20 protein-coding genes and 1 tRNA gene are annotated in these 19,677 nt (G+C 54.8%); 13 read left to right on the top strand and 8 right to left on the bottom strand.

The features are described from left to right. The first annotated feature begins 14 nt into the window (after nt 1-14). From IPI80_RS14070 to IPI80_RS14055, 4 genes are all read left to right on the top strand, one after another. On the top strand, nt 15-992 hold the full coding sequence (locus tag IPI80_RS14070; RefSeq protein ID WP_413861116.1) for an acetyl-CoA carboxylase carboxyltransferase subunit alpha: 978 nt from the start codon (nt 15-17) through the stop codon (nt 990-992). A gap of 18 nt (nt 993-1,010) precedes the next feature. Next, complete coding sequence (gene tilS, locus IPI80_RS14065) at nt 1,011-1,973, top strand: tRNA lysidine(34) synthetase TilS (protein ID WP_413861114.1); 963 nt, start codon at nt 1,011-1,013, stop codon at nt 1,971-1,973. A gap of 26 nt (nt 1,974-1,999) precedes the next feature. Further along, nucleotides 2,000-3,268, top strand: coding sequence for an aspartate kinase (locus IPI80_RS14060; RefSeq protein WP_413861112.1), 1,269 nt, complete (start codon nt 2,000-2,002; stop codon nt 3,266-3,268). 38 nt (nt 3,269-3,306) lie between these two features. Next, nucleotides 3,307-3,399: transfer RNA gene (locus tag IPI80_RS14055), tRNA-Ser, on the top strand. Between the two features lie 145 nt (nt 3,400-3,544). Here the strand turns inward: IPI80_RS14055 and paaX are convergent. Then, complete coding sequence (gene paaX, locus IPI80_RS14050) at nt 3,545-4,486, bottom strand: phenylacetic acid degradation operon negative regulatory protein PaaX (protein WP_413861110.1); 942 nt, start codon at nt 4,484-4,486, stop codon at nt 3,545-3,547. Nucleotides 4,487-4,848: 362 nt separating this feature from the next. On the opposite strand from paaX, the gene bzdN reads away from it, so the two are divergent. The 8 genes from bzdN to IPI80_RS14010 all read left to right on the top strand — a co-directional run bounded on the left by bzdN (nt 4,849) and on the right by IPI80_RS14010 (nt 10,938). After that, the gene (gene bzdN / locus IPI80_RS14045) at nt 4,849-5,985 is read left to right on the top strand and encodes a benzoyl-CoA reductase, bzd-type, subunit N (protein WP_413861108.1); all 1,137 of its coding nucleotides are present in this window, start codon (nt 4,849-4,851) and stop codon (nt 5,983-5,985) included. Nucleotides 5,986-6,065: 80 nt separating this feature from the next. Continuing rightward, nucleotides 6,066-7,373: a benzoyl-CoA reductase, bzd-type, subunit O gene (bzdO, locus tag IPI80_RS14040; RefSeq protein WP_413861106.1), complete on the top strand. Its 1,308-nt coding sequence runs from the start codon at nt 6,066-6,068 to the stop codon at nt 7,371-7,373. A 22-nt stretch (nt 7,374-7,395) separates the two neighbouring features. After that, nucleotides 7,396-8,208, top strand: coding sequence for an acyl-CoA dehydratase activase (locus IPI80_RS14035; RefSeq protein WP_413861104.1), 813 nt, complete (start codon nt 7,396-7,398; stop codon nt 8,206-8,208). A gap of 32 nt (nt 8,209-8,240) precedes the next feature. Beyond that, a complete protein-coding gene (gene bzdQ / locus IPI80_RS14030; RefSeq protein ID WP_413861102.1) occupies nt 8,241-9,140 on the top strand; it encodes a benzoyl-CoA reductase, bzd-type, subunit Q in 900 nt (299 codons plus the stop codon). 63 nt (nt 9,141-9,203) lie between these two features. Beyond that, the gene (locus tag IPI80_RS14025) at nt 9,204-9,488 is read left to right on the top strand and encodes a hypothetical protein (RefSeq protein WP_413861100.1); all 285 of its coding nucleotides are present in this window, start codon (nt 9,204-9,206) and stop codon (nt 9,486-9,488) included. Between the two features lie 7 nt (nt 9,489-9,495). Then, nucleotides 9,496-9,780: a hypothetical protein gene (locus IPI80_RS14020; protein WP_413861098.1), complete on the top strand. Its 285-nt coding sequence runs from the start codon at nt 9,496-9,498 to the stop codon at nt 9,778-9,780. A 47-nt stretch (nt 9,781-9,827) separates the two neighbouring features. Next, a complete protein-coding gene (locus tag IPI80_RS14015; RefSeq protein ID WP_413861096.1) occupies nt 9,828-10,280 on the top strand; it encodes a GNAT family N-acetyltransferase in 453 nt (150 codons plus the stop codon). 25 nt (nt 10,281-10,305) lie between these two features. Beyond that, nucleotides 10,306-10,938 (top strand): CehA/McbA family metallohydrolase, encoded by a 633-nt coding sequence (locus IPI80_RS14010; protein WP_413861094.1) that lies wholly within the window; start codon nt 10,306-10,308, stop codon nt 10,936-10,938. 5 nt (nt 10,939-10,943) lie between these two features. On the opposite strand, the gene IPI80_RS14005 is transcribed toward IPI80_RS14010, so the two are convergent. From IPI80_RS14005 to IPI80_RS13985, 5 genes are all read right to left on the bottom strand, one after another. Beyond that, nucleotides 10,944-11,399, bottom strand: coding sequence for a MarR family winged helix-turn-helix transcriptional regulator (locus tag IPI80_RS14005; protein WP_413861092.1), 456 nt, complete (start codon nt 11,397-11,399; stop codon nt 10,944-10,946). Between the two features lie 179 nt (nt 11,400-11,578). Continuing rightward, nucleotides 11,579-12,460, bottom strand: a complete 882-nt coding sequence (locus IPI80_RS14000; protein WP_413861090.1) for a thiamine pyrophosphate-dependent enzyme — start codon at nt 12,458-12,460, stop codon at nt 11,579-11,581. A 5-nt stretch (nt 12,461-12,465) separates the two neighbouring features. Then, a complete protein-coding gene (locus IPI80_RS13995) occupies nt 12,466-13,623 on the bottom strand; it encodes a transketolase C-terminal domain-containing protein (protein WP_413861088.1) in 1,158 nt (385 codons plus the stop codon). Further along, complete coding sequence (locus tag IPI80_RS13990; RefSeq protein WP_413861086.1) at nt 13,620-15,293, bottom strand: NAD(P)-binding protein; 1,674 nt, start codon at nt 15,291-15,293, stop codon at nt 13,620-13,622. The genes IPI80_RS13995 and IPI80_RS13990 overlap by 4 nt, the downstream gene beginning before the upstream one ends. Further along, nucleotides 15,290-15,847 carry a 2-oxoacid:acceptor oxidoreductase family protein gene (locus tag IPI80_RS13985; RefSeq protein ID WP_413861084.1) on the bottom strand — a complete coding sequence of 186 codons (558 nt, stop codon included), beginning with the start codon at nt 15,845-15,847 and terminating at the stop codon, nt 15,290-15,292. Before IPI80_RS13985 ends, IPI80_RS13990 begins: the two co-directional genes overlap by 4 nt. A 172-nt stretch (nt 15,848-16,019) precedes the next feature. Between IPI80_RS13985 and IPI80_RS13980 the strand changes: the two genes are divergently transcribed. Further along, nucleotides 16,020-16,964, top strand: a complete 945-nt coding sequence (locus tag IPI80_RS13980) for a LysR family transcriptional regulator (protein WP_413861082.1) — start codon at nt 16,020-16,022, stop codon at nt 16,962-16,964. A 27-nt stretch (nt 16,965-16,991) separates the two neighbouring features. Here the strand turns inward: IPI80_RS13980 and IPI80_RS13975 are convergent, their stop codons facing one another. Then, complete coding sequence (locus tag IPI80_RS13975; RefSeq protein ID WP_413861080.1) at nt 16,992-17,393, bottom strand: thioesterase family protein; 402 nt, start codon at nt 17,391-17,393, stop codon at nt 16,992-16,994. Nucleotides 17,394-17,401: 8 nt separating this feature from the next. Next, nucleotides 17,402-19,504, bottom strand: a complete 2,103-nt coding sequence (locus IPI80_RS13970) for a CoA-binding protein (RefSeq protein WP_413861078.1) — start codon at nt 19,502-19,504, stop codon at nt 17,402-17,404. Nucleotides 19,505-19,677: the final 173 nt, after the last annotated feature.

Genomic DNA, 19,677 nt, shown 5'->3' with positions numbered 1-19,677 from the left:
AAAAGGATAGGACCATGGGAAAGAAGACATTTCTGGATTTCGAGCAACCGATTGCGGATCTTGAAACCAAAATTGAAGAATTGCGTTACGTACAAAACGAATCTGCCGTCGACATTTCCGCGGAGATTGATCAACTCAGCAAGAAAAGCCAGCAGCTCACCAAAGACATCTACAGTGACCTGACCCCCTGGCAAATCACCAAAATTGCCCGTCACGCCGAGCGCCCCTACACGCTGGACTACATCAACGAACTGTTCACGCATTTTGTAGAGTTGCATGGCGACCGCCATTTTGCGGATGACCTCTCCATTGTTGGTGGCTTGGCCCGCTTCAACGGCACACCCTGCATGGTGCTGGGCCATCAAAAAGGGCGTGACACCAAGGAACGCGGCCTGCGCAACTTCGGCATGAGCAAGCCAGAGGGCTACCGCAAAGCTCTGCGGCTGATGAAATTGGCAGAAAAATTCAAGCTGCCGGTGTTTACCTTTGTGGACACGCCTGGCGCTTACCCTGGCATTGACGCCGAAGAACGAGGCCAGTCCGAAGCCATTGGCCGCAATATTTTTGAGATGGCCCAACTGGAAGTGCCCATCATCACCACCATCATTGGCGAGGGTGGCTCTGGTGGTGCGTTGGCCATTTCGGTGGCGGACCAACTGGTCATGCTGCAGTACTCCATCTATGCCGTCATCAGCCCCGAAGGCTGCGCCTCCATTTTGTGGAAGACATCGGATAAGGCATCCGACGCTGCCGAGGCTATGGGCATTACCGCACACCGCCTCAAGGCCCTGGGTGTGATTGACAAGATTGTGAACGAGCCCGTGGGTGGCGCCCACCGCGACATGAAGCAGGCCGCCGTGTTCCTCAAGCGCGCACTGGCCGATGCCTACCGCCAGATCAGCGACCTCAAGGTCAAGGAGTTGCTGGATCGTCGTTATGAGCGCCTGCAAAGCTATGGGCGCTTCACCGACACCAAGGCAACGGGGCGCTAACGCGCTGCGGGGTCCGGCGTGACCCAATCGGTTGACGATGCCATGCGGGGTTTTAACCCCGTTTTGCCATTGGCAGTGGCGCTGAGTGGCGGTGCTGATTCGGTTGCGTTGCTGGTGGCTTGTGCCCAGAAGTGGCCCGAGCAGGTAGTGGCCTTGCACATCAACCATGGCCTGCAGGCAGCCGCTGACAGCTTTGAGGCCCATTGCCGTGCCCTGTGCCTACAGCTGAACGTGCCCTTGCGTGTGCAGCAGGTAGATGCCGGCAAGCAGCCCGGGCAAAGCCCGGAAGATGCCGCACGTCAGGCACGTTATAGGGCTTTTCGTGCTCTAGCCCTCGTGGATACTACGCAACCCACTATCAGATCAATAGCAATTGCACAGCACGCCGATGACCAGGTTGAAACGCTATTGCTAGCCCTGAGTCGCGGTGCCGGGCTGGCGGGCCTGAGCGCCATGCCCGCGCACTGGCAGCGCGAAGGGGTGGATTACTACCGCCCGTTTCTAACCGTGGCCGGCGCTGATCTTCGCGCCTGGCTGGCGCTGCGCGGCATCCCCTTTGTGGAAGACCCAACCAACCATGACGCCCGATTTACCCGCAATCAGATTCGGGCGACGGTGACCCCGGCATTGCAAACCGCGTTTGCGCACTACCGCGACACCTTTGCGCGCAGTGCAGCCCATGCGGCGCAGGCTCAACAGCTACTGGAGGAAGTGGCCGTTGGGGACTTGTACAGTATTGGGCGTGATGGCGACGGCGCACCAAGAATCAAAGTTCTGCAGGCGCTCAGCCGGGCGCGCCAGGCCAACGTCCTGCGGCACTGGCTGCGGTCTGTGCATGCTGCGGTGCCCACCGCGGCACAGTTGACCGAGCTGCTGGACCAGGTCAGCGCCTGCACCACGCGGGGTCACCGCATCCACATCAAGGTTGGTTCTGGATTTGTGCAGCGCAATATCGACTGCTTGACTTGGTACAATCCCTAGGTTTTGCTACAAAAATTCTTGATTTCATGGCACTGATCGTTCACAAATACGGCGGCACATCGATGGGTTCTACGGACCGTATTCGCAATGTTGCCAAACGCGTTGCCAAATGGATGCGCGCTGGTCACCAGATGGTGGTGGTTCCCTCGGCCATGAGCGGCGAGACGAATCGCCTATTGGGTTTAGCAAAGGAATTGGCACCTTCCACAATGAACGAAGCCTATGGCCGCGAGCTCGATATGCTGGCTGCCACCGGTGAACAGGCCTCGTCGGCTTTGCTGGCCATTGCGCTGCAAGCCGAAGGCGTTGAATCGGTCAGCTATGCCGGCTGGCAAGTGCCGATTCGCACCAACAGTGCGTATACCAAGGCCCGCATCGAGTCAATCGACGACGCCCGGGTGCGTGGCGACCTGGAAAACGGCAAGGTGGTCATTGTGACTGGCTTTCAGGGTATGGATGACCAGGGCAATATCACTACGCTGGGTCGCGGTGGCTCCGACACATCGGCTGTAGCGGTGGCTGCCGCGATGAAAGCGGCCGAATGCCTGATCTTTACCGATGTGGATGGCGTCTACACTACTGACCCCCGCGTGGTCCCCGAAGCGCGCCGCCTCAAAACGGTGAGCTTTGAAGAGATGCTGGAAATGGCCTCCATGGGCTCCAAGGTGCTGCAAATTCGCTCCGTGGAGTTTGCTGGCAAGTACAAGGTGCCACTGCGCGTGCTCAGCAGCTTCACCAACTGGGATATTGATATCGACGAGGAAGCCAAATCCGGCACCCTGATTACTTTTGAGGAAGACGAGAACATGGAACAAGCCATTGTTTCGGGCATTGCATTCAACCGCGATGAAGCCAAGATTGCTGTGATGGGTGTACCCGACAAGCCCGGTATTGCCTACCAAATTTTAGGTGCCGTGGCGGACGCCAACATCGAAGTGGACATGATCATCCAGAACCTGAGCAAAGACGGCAAGACCGATTTCAGCTTCACGGTTAACCGCAGTGAATACATCAAGACGGTGGACCTACTCAGAAACACGGTTCTGCCCAGCCTGGGTGCAGAAGAAGTGGTGGGCGACACCAAAATCTGCAAGGTGTCCATCGTGGGTATCGGCATGCGCAGTCACGTCGGTGTGGCCAGCACCATGTTCCGTGTGCTGAGTGAAGAGGGCATCAACATCCAGATGATCTCAACCTCCGAAATCAAGACATCTGTAGTTATTGACGAGAAGTACATGGAACTGGCCGTGCGGGCGTTGCACAAAGCTTTTGATCTTGACCAGCCCGCTAGCTGAAAAATCGCGCCGACTCGTGCAATAATACGAGTCATTCAGGAAACGTGACCGAGTGGCCGAAGGTGCTCCCCTGCTAAGGGAGTATGGGGTGTAGAGCCTCATCGAGGGTTCGAATCCCTCCGTTTCCGCCAAAAATGGGTTTTTTGTCGTCCAACAAAGCCCCTAAAGAGCCCCGCAAACCCAGTGTTTACGGGGCTTTTTTGTTTCTTGGTGTTTAAAGGGTGTTATTGCCAAAGAAAAATGAGCCTGGTGCTCCAATGTCCCCGACTGCAATCTTCACGGTGAAACCAAGCCTCCAAAGCGCTGGTAAAAGTAAGGTGCAGATTCTGGCACTGCGTCGTCCTCATGCTTCAATACATTCAGCACGTGCTGATCTGCGGCCTCGTAAGTCGAACGATAGATCTGGCTGCACAATTCATATGCGGTCTTGCCCGGCCAGTTTTCCGGCAACAGTTCCAGAGGTAATTGCTGATCATGCAACTGGACGCGTCGGAATTCATGGATTAACAACGTGCGAATGGCGAACGCCTGCTCCGGGGCAACCGTTTTACGGGCACTCAGCAACTTTGGCAGAGCTGCAAAGCACTGAATGAAGCGGTCGTAATCGGCGGATACGGATTCCAGATCCCAGCATTGCGAGACGAGATCGCGCAGCGGTCGTGTCGAGATGGACTTTGATTCGACGGCATCGCAGACAAATACCCGGTCTTCAACACCTACCCGCTTAAGGATTTCTTCGACTGTTTGGGAGTTTGCGTTTGGGTGTCCAAATACCGATGGCGCTATCAAGCCAAAGCCCTCCCAAAGCAGCTCCTTGCGTAAGTTGGCCCGTTCCTCTGCAGTGAACGTGCTGGATGTGGCCAACAGAAGTGTCCAAGTGCCTTTCCATTGGCGATACGGCGGTGTGTAGATGCGCTGGTAAGCGCGCTCAAAGCGGTGAGCCGATGATGGATTTAGCAGGTACCGGCTCCTACGGCCTTCGCGTTGTGCGTCTAACCAGCCTTCTTCGGCCAGTCGGAAGACGCTGGTGCGCACCAAGCGGTCATTAATGCCAAAGGGTGCCAGCAGTTCTATCAGACAACCAAGCCAGACTTGTCCACCGTGTGGGGCGATCACATCGCCAAACAAGGTCATAACAACGGACTTTGCTCGGGGCGGATTCTCTTCGATTTGGTGGTCGAGCCACCGTTTGATGGCTGGGCTTTTTGCGGTAAGCATAGTGAACGAGGTTCGAATTCGCTAAGTAGTAACGGCAGATCGCCGCTGCGTCAAATGATACAGGGAGCGTCTGCGTATACGAGACTCCTATGAGGACGTTCGGCCCGTTTGATCGAGTGACAGTGAGACCGAAAGGCCAAATGACCTCTGCAACTGCCCGTTTTGGTCGGTTGAAGTGGGCGAACTGCTGGTTTGCTTGGCGTAGGAGCGCATTTTCAACAAATTTGCATTTATTTTTCGACAGGCAACTTATTTCACACCAAAACAAATTAATTGCACTATAATGCAGTTTGATTAATCTGAAATGCAGCATATTGCATGCAGTGATCTAGACCCTAACCGACCAATAAAGAGGCGCATTTATGAGCGAATTATTTGACCAGTTCAAATCTTGGTACGAAGACCGGCACGATTACGCTAGGGAGTGGAAGAAGAGAACCGGCGGTCGAGTCGTGGCGACCATGTGTACCTACACACCTGAAGAAGTCCTGATTGCCGCTGGCATGCTGCCGGTGCGGGTGTTGGGCGCGCACGAACCGCAAAACGTGACCGAGCCGCATATCTTTGGCATGTTTTGTCCTTTCAGCCGTGATTCATTAGCCCAAGGATTGTTGGGCCGCTATGACTACTGCGAGGGTGTAACGCTGACGCAGTCCTGCATCCAGTATCGCCAGACCTTCACATCCTGGCGCCAGCACGTGCCGACCGTGCAGTGGGACTACTACCTGCCCATGCCCAATGAAGTGCAGTCAAAGTTCGCCAAGATGTTGCATCAGTCTGAAGTCAAAGAATTCCGCAAGTTTGTGGAAGGTGTGATTGGCAAGCCGATCACCGATGACGAACTCAGGAAATCGACTGAACTGGTCAACGAAAACCGCCGCTTGCTGCACGAACTCTACGAGTACCGCAAGGAAGTCAATCCGCGTGTAACCGGTGTTGACGCACTGTATGCGTCTATCACCGCGCAGTTCATCGACAAAGAGGACCACAACCGTGAGTTGAAGCGGGTTCTGGCGTTGTTGCCAAGCCAGCCAAACAACCGCGTCGAAGGTGTGCGTTTCATGACGATTGGGTCGGAGAACGACGACGTATCTTTCATGGCCATGGTCGAGTCTGTTGGTTCAACCATCGTCATCGATGACCAGTGCTCTGGTACGCGCAATTTTTGGAACGAGGCGCGCATCCAGGACGACCCCATCGCGACCATTGCTGACCGCTATTGCGAGAGGCCCGCATGCCCTACCAAGGACTATCCGGTTCACACGCGCTTTGACCATGTGCTCAAACTGGCCAAAGACTACAACGCACGTGCCGCAGTTTTCCTGCAGCAAAAATTCTGCGACCCGCATGAGGGCGACTACCCGGATCTCAAGGAGCACTTGGAAAAGAACGGTATTCCGACTCTGTTCCTGGAGTTCGACATCACCAATCCAATAGGACCTTTCCGCATCCGGATCGAGGCCTTCCTGGAAACGATGAGCGAAGAAGAATTGTTCTAAGCACATCGCTTCAGATAACTGAGCCCGTCAGGAATGACGGCAGACGACAGAGCAGACATCAATTTCAGGAGTTACGAAAAATGGCGAAATATCAGACCGAGCCGCTCAAGTGCTGGAAGAAAGCAAAGGAACTGCGCGAGCAGTATTACATCAACTATGCCCGCTGCAAGGAAACGGGTGGCATACGCTGGTCCGGATCGGCCTGGGCGTTGGATGCCATTCCTGCAGGTCTTGGCAACGATGTCTATTCGCTTACCGGCGAGCCCTACGGTGCTGCGGTAGCGTTGGACAAAAAGCTCAATGCCGAGGCCCAAAACGCAGCCGAATCAGCCGGATTTGCCCGCGATCTGTGTGCTTACATGCGCACTTACTGGGGTTCACTCTATCTCGACAAGTACATTGACGGCGGCAAGTTTCCAAAGCCAGACTTCAATTTCCAGTCCCAAATTTGCTGTTCACACGCAAAGTGGTATCAGCATGCTTCCAAAATTGAAAACACGCCCGTCAACTTCATCGATGTGTCAGTCGGACCCTACAAGGATCTGACCGAAGATCGGCTCATGTATGTGGTCAATCAGGGGCTGGAATCGATTGAGTGGATGGAAAAAGTGACTGGCCGCGAGTACAACGATGAGTTGTTCATTGAGGCGGTCAAAAATGAAATGCGATCCACATCGCTGTGGGCTGAAATATGCACGCTCAATAAGGCCAAGCCAGCGCCACTTGACGAAAAAACGATGTACTCGCTGTACGTTCTGGCAACCTTGTCGAAGTCATCAAAGTGGTGCGCTGATTTTTACGAAGAGTGTCGTGATGAAGTCCAGGATCGCGTAAACCGTGGCATTGCTGCCGTCGCCAATGAGCGTTGCCGCGTAATGTCCGACACCCAACCGCCATGGGGTTTTCTAAAAATTTTCCGGTACCTGGAAGAGTACGGTGCAGTGTCAATCGGTTCGCTCTATACCTTTGGCCTCGAAGGCATCTGGGAAACCAAGCCGGACGGTAGCTGGGGACCGCGTACCACGCCAATGCAGCAGGGTATTGAGATCACCACGCGCGAGCAGGCGATGCGTCTGTATTGCGATTGGAATCTGTCCAAACCCCAGTGGCAGCACTTTTACGATCCGCGCTTGAAGACCGAGATGATGAAGACCATCGTCAAGGAGTGGGGTGTCGATGGCGTCATGCTGCACCTGAACCGTGGTTGCGAAGGACTGTCGCTCGGAATTATGGAAAACCGCTTGGGCTTGGCTTCTGCCGGAATACCGGTCATGACCTACGAAGGCAACATGGGTGACGAACGCGAATTCGATCTGGGTCGTACGCAAAACCGTGTTGATTCCTTCATGGAAACCCTTAACCTCAAACGCGAATTCGCGTACGCATGAATAACTTAGGAGGATGCTTAAGATGATTACCGCAGGCATAGACATGGGCTCTCGCACCGTCAAGGTGGTTTTTTTGGAGGAGCTCAACGTAGACGGCGCACCGGAATTGAAATGGGGCGTCAAGGGTAAGCACATGATGTTTCCGGACGAACTCGACATGGACGCTGCGGCCGACAAGGCTTTGGCCGACGGTATGGCTGCGTGTGGCTTGTCACGCGACCAGGTCACACGCATCGTGGCAACCGGTGCCGGTCGCAAGCAGGTCCGTTTTGCAGATACCGATGTGACCGAAGTATCGGCTGGTGCGCGCGGTGCAGTCTTTATGCTGCCGTCGGCGCAGACGGTTGTGGATGTCGGCGCTGAAGAAGGTCGCGGCATCAAGGCAAACGGGTCGGGCAAGGTGGTTGACTTTGCAGGCAATGAGAAGTGCGCTGCTGGTGCCGGTGCATTCGCCGAATCCATGGCACGCGCACTCCAGTTGACGCTCAAGGAATTTGGCGAAGCCAGCCTGCGTTCCGATCGGACCATTCCGATGAATGCGCAGTGCACGGTATTTGCCGAATCTGAAGTGGTGTCGCTGATTCACTCGGCAACTCCCAAGGAAGATATTGCCAAGTCGGTTTTGGATGCAGTTGCCAGCCGCGTTTGCGCGATGGTGCGCCGTGTCGGAATCGAAGGCGATGTAATCCTGATCGGTGGCATGGTCAATAACCCGGGATTCGTACGTTCCTTGAAAGACGCTCTTGGAGTGGATCATGTGAATTTGCCCGACATGCCCGAATACGTCAGCGCGCTGGGTGCGGCGCTGATTGCGACAGAAAAAGAAACCGCGTAAACGCCCTTAGTCCAATCTGAAAGGAAAAAATCATGGCAGCAGAGGAAAAGAAAGAGTACTGGCGCTGGCAAGAAAATTGCTGGATCGATGAATCCAAGGACTGGCGCACAGCCAAAATCATCACGGCGGGCATTGACGTAGGCTCAGTCAGTTCGCAGGCGGTGATTTGTGTCGATGGCGAGATTTTTGGCTACAACAGCATGCGTACGGGTAACAACAGTCCGGATTCAGCCACCAATGCCATCAACGGTGTGCTGGATAAGGCCGGCATGAAGCTGTCAGACGTGACTTATGTGATTGGTACTGGCTATGGCCGCGTCAACGTACCGTTCGCACACAAGGCGATTACTGAGATCGCCTGCCATGCGCGGGGCGCCAATTACATGGGTGGTTCAACGGTCCGTACCATTCTCGATATGGGTGGGCAGGACTGCAAGGCCATCCACTGCGACGAGAAGGGCAAGGTCACCAATTTTCTAATGAACGACAAGTGTGCTGCTGGAACCGGCCGTGGCATGGAAGTAATTGCAGACCTGATGCAGATACCCATTGCAGAATTGGGTGCACGCTCGTTTGATGTGGATATTGAGCCGGAAGCGGTGTCATCGACTTGCGTGGTGTTCGCCAAGTCGGAAGCACTGGGCCTTCTCAAGTCTGGGTACACCAAAAACAAGGTGATTGCCGCTTACTGCCAGGCGATGGCTGAGCGCGTGGTCTCGTTGATTACGCGTATTGGGGTTGAAAACGACTTTTTCATCACTGGTGGCATCGCCAAAAACCCAGGTGTTGTGAAGCGGATTGAACGCCTGCTTGGCACTACAGCGGTGCAGACCAAGTATGACAGTCAGATTGCTGGCGCCCTGGGCGCTGCGCTGTTCGGCTATACGTTAATGCAAAAACAGGCCGCAACGAAGGTGGCCGTCGCAGCGTAAAACGGGTCGAAATTCGACGGAATCGTACATTCAATGCGCCCTTGGCGCAGAGAGGAGAGCCCCATGATTGCCAACTACGGTTACAAAGACGGGTCGGGTGAGTATTACATCAGCATCGACACCGATCAGTGCATTGTTTGCACGGCCGGTCGGGCTTGCCTTACGGCGTGTCCAAAGGAAATGTTTGAACCTATGACAGACGACTACGATGATGAAGTCATTGCGGTGAAAGCTCCATTTCGCCGGACGCTCGCTTACGACTGCGCCGACTGCAAGCCGTCCAGTGGATACACCGACCTTCCGTGCACGAAAGCCTGTACGCCTGGTGCCATCAAACACTCATGGTAGGAATCGTATGGAACCGATCTTATTGAAGCTGCTGAAGGGTGGACAGGAAGGCGTGCTCATCGAGCAAGGCTGGACCAAGAAGACAACGCTTGGGGAGCCGCGCCTGTCTGAAGTTGTTGAAAACTACCGGAACATGGGGTACGAGGTACATGTCATAGAGCACCCGGTCGAAACGACTGCAGGTGGCTGTAACACATGCTTTACCGGTGGTGCGGAAGCTGCCCAGATGTATGGCGATATCTATGTCCGTTTGAACGGCGCTGCAAAACCGCTAGAAGATGAATTGTTCTAGTTTTGTCGAAATTGCTGACGAACCAATACCCAATTAGGAGATAACCCATGGCAATTAATGAACCGAACATGCGCTTGATGAAACGCGATGACCTTGATGCTGTTGTCGCAATTGATACGCTGGTGTCAAAGCAGGAACGTCGCCAGTATTACGAGCGCAAGATTGACTCGATCGTGACCAACTCAAACAACATCAATACTTCACTGGTAGCCGAAGTGGATGGAAAAATTGTTGGATTCATGATGGGGGATGTATATTTTGGCGAGTACGGAATTCCTGAAACCAGTGCGACCATTGACACCATCGGCGTGCATCCTGACTTTCAAAACCGGGGTGTTGCACACGACTTGATGGATCAGTTTTTGACCAACATGAAAGCAGTTGGTGTAAAGCGAATTTATACCTTGGTGAACTGGAATGACTTCACGTTGGAGAGGTTCTTCGCCAACCACAAGTTCCAACCATCCAAGCGGGTCAATCTGGAGCTCCAGCTACCCTGATCGTTGCGCTGGAGTTTGGCGCCTCATGTGGATAGACACTCACTGTCATACCAAGTACTCGTACGATAACTGGCTGGAGCCCGTGGCGCTTATTCGCCGCGCCAAAGCGCTTGGGTTGGATGGTATCGTCATTACCGAGCACTACTCCTATGAAGCGTCAGCGCCAGTTGAAGCGATCGCACAGGGTGAAGGGCTGCTACTTTTACGAGGTGTCGAGATTGCAACTGATCGCGGTCACCTGCTGGCTTACGGCGTTGAGGATGACGCATGGAACATATGGGGACGAGACCATTGGCTACCGATGGAAGAAGTGATTGAACGCTTGCAGAAGCTTGGTGCAATTTGCGTTCCCGCACATCCGTTTCGGGAGGTTGGAGTGTGTTGCCTGCTAGAGCGCTTGCTGGATGTCGTCGGTTTAGATGCTGTCGAAACGCACAATGGCAACAATCAGGACACCGATAACGACCTTGCGATCCACGCGGCCAAGCACATGGTACTACCGGGTCTTGGTGGCAGCGACTGCCACAAGGTGCCCGCCGTAGGACGGTGTGCGACGGAGTTCTTTCAACCGGTAAGCAACATGGCCGACTTTATTGGTGCAGTGCGAGCTGGCAACTGTCTTGGCGGCTACTACCCTGGCTACAGCATGGAGCCCTGAATACGCTATACGACGAGCTTGTCACCCACTTTTGATAGTAGCTTGAGCAGCGTCTTGATCTCTGATGCAGTGAGCGAAGCAAGAACCCGCTGCTCATGTGATTTGACGCGCTTGTTTGCCTTTACCAAAAGCTGCCGCCCCTCTGGCGTGAGGAATAAGTGATTGCGGCGACGGTCCTGAACAGACGATTCACGAGCGACTAGGTTGCGGCTCTGCAGCTTGTCCAGTAACGGAACCAACGAAGACCGATCCAAGCCGATTGCGGTTGCAAGCCGGGTTTGGGTCAGGCCTTTGTTGTGAAAAAGAACCTCCAGTGCACCAAATATTGCGGGGGTCATGTCAGCATCTACGAACTCGCGGTCAAAGTCTTTGAAAACAACGAGTTGCGCCATTCTGAGACGGTAGCCAACCAGGTCGGGAAGGGTGCCGAGATCGACGTCCGCTAAAGGTTCACTGTTCATAGAAATAGTGGATTAGAGTTGTTTCTCTGATCCAACAATCGGCTGTTCGCCCAGAGCAGGCGTTAAAGCGCTTGATCCAATGCCGGGCGTATCCCGGTATTGGTTGCTTTTACATAAAACAATTTTCCTGCATCATACAGAAAGTCTCATGGTGCTCACGTATTCTAGGCCGCTCGGACTCAACGTCGGCTTGCAGCAGCGCGATGCTGCAGCGTCTCCCAACCATCGTCGATCTCTGCTTGCAACGTTTCGATGTCATCGGCTTGCATGTGTCGATAGCGACGCTGTAGCGCCAAGTAGTCGGCAATTGGGCGGGTTTTGGTGGTGTGGTTGAGTGTGTAGTTGCGCCCGTCTTCGACTTCATACAAAGGATAGGCTCCAGACTCGACCGCGTAGCGTGCAGTTTTTAAGCCGTCATCGTCAGCGACTCCCCATCCATCCATGCACGGAATCAGCAGCGAGATGATGCGAGTGCCGCGCATAGCCTTTGCTTTGGCCACCTTGCGCAGCAAGTCCGGCAGGTGACCAGCGCTGGCCGTAGCTACGTACGGAACACCGTGAGCGGCCATGATTTCTGTCAGGTTCTTTTTGCGCGAGGTCTTTCCCGCAGGTGTGGATCCAGTGCGCGCGAAATGAGGAGTCGATGATGACTTCTGAGCGCCCGTGTTCATATAGCCTTCATTGTCGAGACAAAAATACAAGAAGTCTTCGTTGCGCTCGGCGGCCGACGACAGGCACTGGAACCCAATGTCGTACGTGCCCCCGTCGCCGGCTAAAACGATGACCTGTGTGTCATGCTTTCCTTGGGCGTTGAGTGCGCGGCGTAAGCCGGTTGCTGCAGCGGCACTGGCTTCCAGCGTTGGCTGGTAAACTGGTATGCGAAGCGAACTCATAGGCTGTGGCCCAGCAATGATCGCCATGCACGAGGGTGGGATCACTGCCATGGTGTCGGGCCCCATTGCGGCCAGCACGTGGCGCACCGACAAAGCGTCAATACATCCCGGGCAGGCCGCATGGCCTGAACACAACATCGGGTCACTGGCTACTTCAATTTTGATCATGTCGCTCACCTTACCCATAGCGATTCGGGCTGTGCTTCGTGCATGCCCGCTTGATTGACGAATTCGATGATTTTGTCGACGGAGACATTCACGCCGCCAACGCCGGCCAGCAGGCCGTGGATGCGGGGCGTTACCGATGTGCCGTACAAGGCCGCACGCAGTTCTTGGTGTAATACGCCGCCAAGACCGGGTGAGTAATTGCGATCTAGTACGATGACTTCCTCTATGCCTGTTAATGCCTCGCGTAGCGCAGCCGTTGGCAAAGGTCGAAATAGGCGCACCTTGACAAGCCCAACCGACATGCCGGCGGCTCGCATGGAATCGACCGCATCGCGGGCTGTTCCGCACATGCTGCCCATGGTGACAATCACGGTACTCGCTCCGTCACAGCGGTATCGCTCGACCACGCCGTGGCTGCGCCCGGTTCGCTTAAGCCACTCTTGATCGGCTTGCTCAGCCAGTTCTGGGACAAGTGCCATTGCTTCGTCCAACGCTTGGCGGTGACGGTAAAACATGTCTTGCGTGACCACATTTCCCCATGACTCAACGTTTTCAGTGTCGAGACGATGCAGAGGTGCGAAAGCGGGCAGATAGGCATCCACCAATGCTTGCGAGGGCACTTGGACCGGTTCAACCGCGTGCGAAACATAAAACGCATCAAGATTGACCATGGTGGGTACCAAGACCTCCTCGGCTACGCGGTAGGCCTGAATCACTGTATCCAGCGCCTCCTGGGCACTTTCCACATAGTACTGAATCCAACCGGTATCGCGCTGCGCCAGGCTGTCTGTCTGGTCGGGCCAAAAGGCCCAGGGTGAGGCCACCGTGCGGTTGACGTTGGCCATGACGATAGGTGCTCGTGCACCGCTCGCGTAGTGCAACAACTCATGCATCAGCAGCAATCCTTGCGAGGCTGTAGCGGTAAACACCCGTACGCCGACCAGTGATGCCGGAATACACGCCGACATGACGGAATGCTCTGACTCCGGTAGGACGATCTCAGCATCGAAAGTGCCTTGTGCCTGGAACTCGGTGAGTTGCTCCAGAACCGGAGTCTGCGGTGTGATTGGGTACACCGGAACCACTTTGGGTCGGGCTAGTCGCGCACCCCAAGCGATGGCCTGATTGCCGTTCAGTAGTATCGGTTTGTCTTGGCTAGTCATCGCACTTCCTCTCGCATCTTCATAGAGCCCGTTGGGCATTCTTTTACGCATAGGCCGCAGCCTTTGCAATAGTCGGTCAGCACGGTGTAGCCATCTTCTGTTCGCTGTACTGCAAGGTCCGGACAGTAGATGACACAGTTGTCGCAGTCGATGCAAGTGCCGCACGAGAAGCACCGCTCGCCCTCAGCCAGCGCCTGTTCCATGTCCAGACCCAGTTGCACTTCGGCGTTGTGTGTCAAGCGTTCACTTGCTCCCAGCAGTTGCGCTTCGGCTCGCGGTTGCTTGGAGTAGTAGTAGGTATTGATGGCACTGATCGGTACCATCGCTTCGTGCCCGTATAGATCATCTTCCGGCAATTCTTTATCATGGCGGCACAGATTGCGCTCAATTGCGTGCGCTGCGTGCTTGCCCATGCCGACCGCTTCGGTCACGAACCGTGCCATGCTGGTTAAGTCACCGCCTGCGTAAAAGCCCGACTCACTGGTCGCATGGTGTGCATCGGTTTTTAGTAACGGGCCAGTGGTGGCGAAATGATTTCCGAGCGGGGTAAGGTCGGGATTCTGTCCGATGGATGTGACGATTGCGTCGGCCATTAACGTAAATGTGCTGCCTTCGATAGGCGTCACGCTGAATTGCCCCTGCCGTGAGGTCACAGCTGATTGCACCCGGCTGCAGGTTAGCCGCAGACCAGCAACACCATCATCGATGACGCCGTCAAGTTGTGTTCCGTCCACCAAGACAATACCTTCTTCAAGGCCCTCGATGACTTCCTCGTGTTGAGCGGGCATCTGAGCACGCAGTTCGAGGGACACAAGGGTTACGTCATGGCCGGCGCGGCGTGCACTGCGGGCGGCGTCTAGTGCGGCGCTGCCGCCACCAATGACCACCAATCGCTTGCCCATTGTTAGAGGCGATCCAGCATTGGCGGCAGCCAGGTATGTTGCGCCACCAGTTACCCAAGATTGACTGTAGTCCAAAATTGGCAAGTGCTTTTGGGCCGCAGCACCGGTTGCCAGGTAAACCGCATCATATTTCTGACGTACCTGCGCGATTGCATCCGGCGTGTTGTGCGGGTGGTTGCACCGCACCTCAATGCCCATTGCAATAATTCGATTGACCTCTCCGTCCAGAATTTTGCGTGCCAGACGATAGGCGGGGATGCCATAGCGCATCAACCCACCGAGCTCTGGCTGTGATTCGTATATGGTTACTGCGAAACCACTACGACGCAACTGAAACGCAGCTGACAGACCCGATGGGCCGCCGCCAATGATCGCCACGCGTCCCTTTGGCGGTGTATCAGCGACGTCGAAAGTCCAACCCTGTTCCAATGCTTGGTCGCCGACAAAGCGTTCCAGCTTGCAGATTGACAGCGCCTTATCGTAACTGCCCCTGTTGCAAGCCGTCTCGCATGGGTGATGACAGATGCGTCCGGCGATCGCTGGAAAGGGGTTGTGGCGTGTCAGCACTTGCCATGCGCCATGGAAGTCGCGAGCACGCGCCAAGCCGATCCACTCGGCGATGTCGCCGTTGACCGGACATGCGCCATGGCAGGGAGCGGGTGCTCGAATATGCTGCGGCAGCGCAGCACGCCAAGTGCCGGTCATTATGGACTCGGTAGTGCCGGTGGTCCAGATGGTTGGAATGGGTGCTAGATTGGGGGTGTTCATGCTGCAATCTCCATCAACTGCTCATCGGCCCAGCGATAGCCTTCGGTGCAGGCAGCGATATTTTCATCGTGCTGCTTGGGTGCGTTTTCCACAAGTGTTTGGGTCAAAATTTCAAGAGATGGGGCCTCTATCACGCGTACCAACGCTCCTAGTAACGCAGAGTTAACGATGCGTCCGAGTCCCTTCTGGCGGGAAATGGCGAGCGCGTCAATCGGGATCACACGCAGTCCAGGCAGGGCCTTTTCGAACTCCGAAGCGCTTTTTGAGGAATTCACAACGATCAGCGTGTTCGGACCTGCGGTAGCGATTAGTTGCCCAACCAGCAGGCTGGCATCAAAGCAAAGTATCGCGTCTGCACGTTCGATATCGCAGCGCACCCGCACGGGTCGGTCATCCACGCGGATATACGAAGTTACCGGTGTTCCGCGCCGCGCGCCGCCATAGCTGGCAAAGCCCTGAATATGACGACCTTGAGCATGAAAGGCACTCGCCAACAGGTTGCCGGCTGTCTGGGCACCCTGACCCCCACGACCCTGGATGATGATTTGAAGCACGAATTCGTCTCCTTTTTAAATTCTGAGAGTTGTGCTTCGCACAGGACTCTTCTGGTTGCGCATTGCATGCGGCTATTTGTTGACGCAATGTAGGGCTTATTCAGTCATTCGTCTAATTGATTGTTAAGATTTGGCGTATTGATGAAGCTGATAAGCGGAATGAAGCCAGACTATGAATTTCAGACAACTTGACTTGAACCTATTGCGCGTTTTATGTGCCATCTATCGCTCTGGATCTGTGACGGAGGCAGGTCGCATGCTGTCCTTGTCTCAGCCTGCAACCAGCAATGCGTTGGCACGCCTTCGCACATTCTTCGACGATGAATTATTTGTTCGATCACCGCGTGGTTTACATCCCACGCGCAAGGCACAGCGTATCGTTCCGGCGTTGCTCACCCAGCTCCAAGTGCTGGAGGAAACCGTAGTAAGCGTTGAGGGGTTCGAGCCAGCCAGCAGCAGCGTTCGATGGCGTCTGTCACTGTCCGATCTGGGGGAGATGATGTTTTTGCCACCTTTGGCGCAGGCCATGCGGGCAGAGTCACCGCACAGCCAGCTGTCCAACGTGTCGGTGGCGGCGCGCCAAGTTAGCAGTGCTCTGGATGCACATGACATCGATCTGGCGATAGGTATTCTGGATCCGAGTCACGGCACGATTGCCAGTGAGCGTCTTTTTCAGGAGCATTTCGTTGCAATCACTGCCGGTGATTGGCGTCCCGCAAGTGGTCGCGTTGGGGCAAGTCTGAGCGCCAAACAACTGGCTGCAGCCTCGTTGGCAGTGGCCGCGCCAGCAGCGACCTTTCATGGGAGTGTGGACTCAATGCTCACCCGACTTAAACTCAATGACCGAATCATGCTGCGCGCCCGCCACTATGGAGCACTGCCTGAATTGGTAACCCGGACCGACCTTATGGCAATAGTCCCGCAAATGTATGCCAATTCGTTGGCGCCGCGCTATGACGTACGCACTTGGGAACTGCCGGAGCACGGACCAAGCTATGACGTATGCATGGTATGGCACCAAAGTGCGACCTCGGATATGTCACATAGCTGGCTACGCTCAGTCGTTCGACGCTTGTTTCAGCGTAGCGCTGTTGACACGACCAATCCCCAAAAATAGGGCTTATCGCACGGATTCTCCGGTCTTCTACCCAGCCTTGGCCTTTTTGGCCTTCAGTCGTTGCGCAGTTTTTTCGACTCCCACAATAACTCGGCTGTGCTTACCGCGTGCAACTTCCTCCACGGCGTCGCTCACTGAAAAATCAAACGAAACTGCACCACCGTTTACTTCGGTCACGGTGATCGTAATATCGACCCACATCCCGAGCAATGTTGCTCCGACATGATCTAGCTCAACCCGGGTGCCAACCGAATCTTTCCCCGCTTCAATGTGTTCGAGCAAAAGGTCACGACAGGCCATCTCAATGTCGTACAGAAGGTTGGGAGTGGAATAGACCCTGCAGTCATCGCCCATAAAGCTGATGGTGCGATTGAGGTCAATATCGACGTGTCGGGATGCGGTGAGTCCAGGTAACAATGCGTTGCTCATGTTTTTTCCTATCGGTTACGGTGATTGATATTGTCTGCATACATTCGCACTTCGATGTAGCGAACCAGCGCTTTGGTTCCTCGTGCGCAATTGCGGAAGATGCATACGCCTTGGTCCATCAGCTTAGCCGCCATGGCGTCGTAAAGGCTACCGCCATCAATAATGCCGATGATCGGTTTTCCGTTGCGTAAGACAATCGGGGGCATCAGGTACACGGTACTCTTGGGGTCCTGGATGTCGAAGCCAGGGCGTAGTGTGCTTTCGACCAGCGCTCGTACCGATGGCGCTGTGGGGTCAAGCCCGACGACGACGGCATCAATGTTGGGGTCTTGAACAAAGGCTTCGGTGATCTGTAAGTGCGTTTCATCATCGGCACCAGGATTGATGTCAATCGGATTCCTAACTTCCACTAGCGCTTGCAATTTCTTGGCTATCAGAATGTCTTCCACTCGCCTGATGGTTGCGGGTTCCAGCGTGCCCATCTCCATGGAAAAATTGTCCGAATCGATTGAGTCCGCTATGCCGACAGATTCGAAGCCAGCCCCACTGATTGCCCCTAGTCGTTTGCCGACTGTTTTATGGTGCAGGGCGCCCGCGATATAAAGCAGGTCGTCAAAAGTGCTGATGTCTTCAGCTACCATCGCGCCGGCTTGACGTAGTACCGAGACAAACAACGCAGTGTCGCCGGCGATTGATGCGGTATGCCCCATCACGCTGCTTGCGCCGGGCGATGTCTTTCCGGACTTGTAGACCACGACTTGCTTGCCATTCTTGACGGCGGCTCGCACTGCTATAGCGAAGTCGAGCCCATCCCGATCCTTGAATCCCTCAATGTAAATGCCGATGGTATCAATTTCAGGCTGTTCGGCGAAGAATCTGAGCAGGTCACCATGGGTCAGGTCAGTCTGGTTTCCCAACGCCAGCATGTAGCGTGGATCCAGCCACGGATTCTGGCTTAGTCGCGTAATCATGAAGGCGCCGCTCTGGCTCAGCATGACTGAATTTCTTTGTGGCTTCTTTGGCGGCTTTGGAAGTCGCTCCAGCGGGATGAACCAAGAGTCGTACGAACCAGGATGCGACACAACGCCGAGGCAATTTGCTCCGAGAAATATGGGGCCTCCACCTGGCCTGCCGTGGTTTGCGTTGATACGGTCTGCTAACCCTGCTGCTGGTTCCTTGCTCTTTTGGGTTTCACCCAGTCCACCGGGGATTAGCATCACCGATTCCACTGCGTCGGTATCGATGATCTCATCAACCAGTTCATAGACAGCGCTGGCAGCTACGGCAACGATCAGGAGATCAAGTTTTCCGCTCAGCGCTTTGAGGCTCTCAACACACCGGACACCGTCGATCTCCGTTTCTCCAGCGCGAATGATGGTCAGTTTGTCTTTGCTGTAGCCGCTACCCAGCAGGTTGTGCAAAATGATGCGTCCAAAATTCATGTTGCTGGCAGATACCCCGATGATTCCAATCGAGCCAGGGTGGATCAACTTGTCGATCTTGTGGATGGGCCGACCCAAGCGTGCTGCTTGCTGGATGCCAAATGTGCATTCTGCGCCGCGCACCACAAGACGGTCGTCGTCCTGCTCGACGTTCAACGTGAGTCCCGTCAGCGTGTGCCGTGAACCCGGTATTGAGGGGGCTGACGTGCCTGCCAATTCGAGCAGGAACTTGAAGCACTGCGTAAGCTGTTCATCTGGAACGGCGTGGGCGCGGCGATTGGCAGTAATCGTTAGTTTCTGGTAGGCCAATGTGCGTTTGAATTGCGTCAGGAAGTCGTGTGCATCTGTCAGTTCTACGACCGCGTGGACAGCAACGCGGCCCCACTTGAAGTTGCCGGCATCCAGCTCACGATCAAGTCCACCGGATCCAGCACTTATCACCAGACCAAATTCACGGGTGTTGTTCAGGCAGATTTGAAGTTCACCGAATGGCACCAAGTTTGGAAGCTGCGGCTCTGTTACCAACGGAATGGGGCCGCTGGAAAGCAGGCTTGTGAGTTCTTGCTGGTTTAGAACATCACGTCCGGCTGCCGTAGCGTTCACAAAGAGTGCAGCCAGTTGCGCGCCCGCCGCGGCAAAACTGGCACTTGATTCAGATCTAGATTGCATAAAACGGTCCAATTTCTCTACTCAACTGACGGTCAGTGGCCCCGAGGAAGTCGGCGATCTTAAAGGATTTAAGTTGTTTACAAAACTGTTTCATATAAAACATAAATGTTGTTGTATTCCTGCCGATGTTGACATCGAATATGTTCCATCATAAACTGATACGGAATTTTAAA

Origin of the sequence: Candidatus Aalborgicola defluviihabitans (assembly GCF_016705985.1) — a bacterium.
Taxonomy (GTDB): domain Bacteria; phylum Pseudomonadota; class Gammaproteobacteria; order Burkholderiales; family Burkholderiaceae_C; genus Allorhodoferax; species Allorhodoferax defluviihabitans.
Note: the sequence above shows the minus strand (reverse complement) of the source record. Positions and strands in the feature narration are given on the sequence as shown.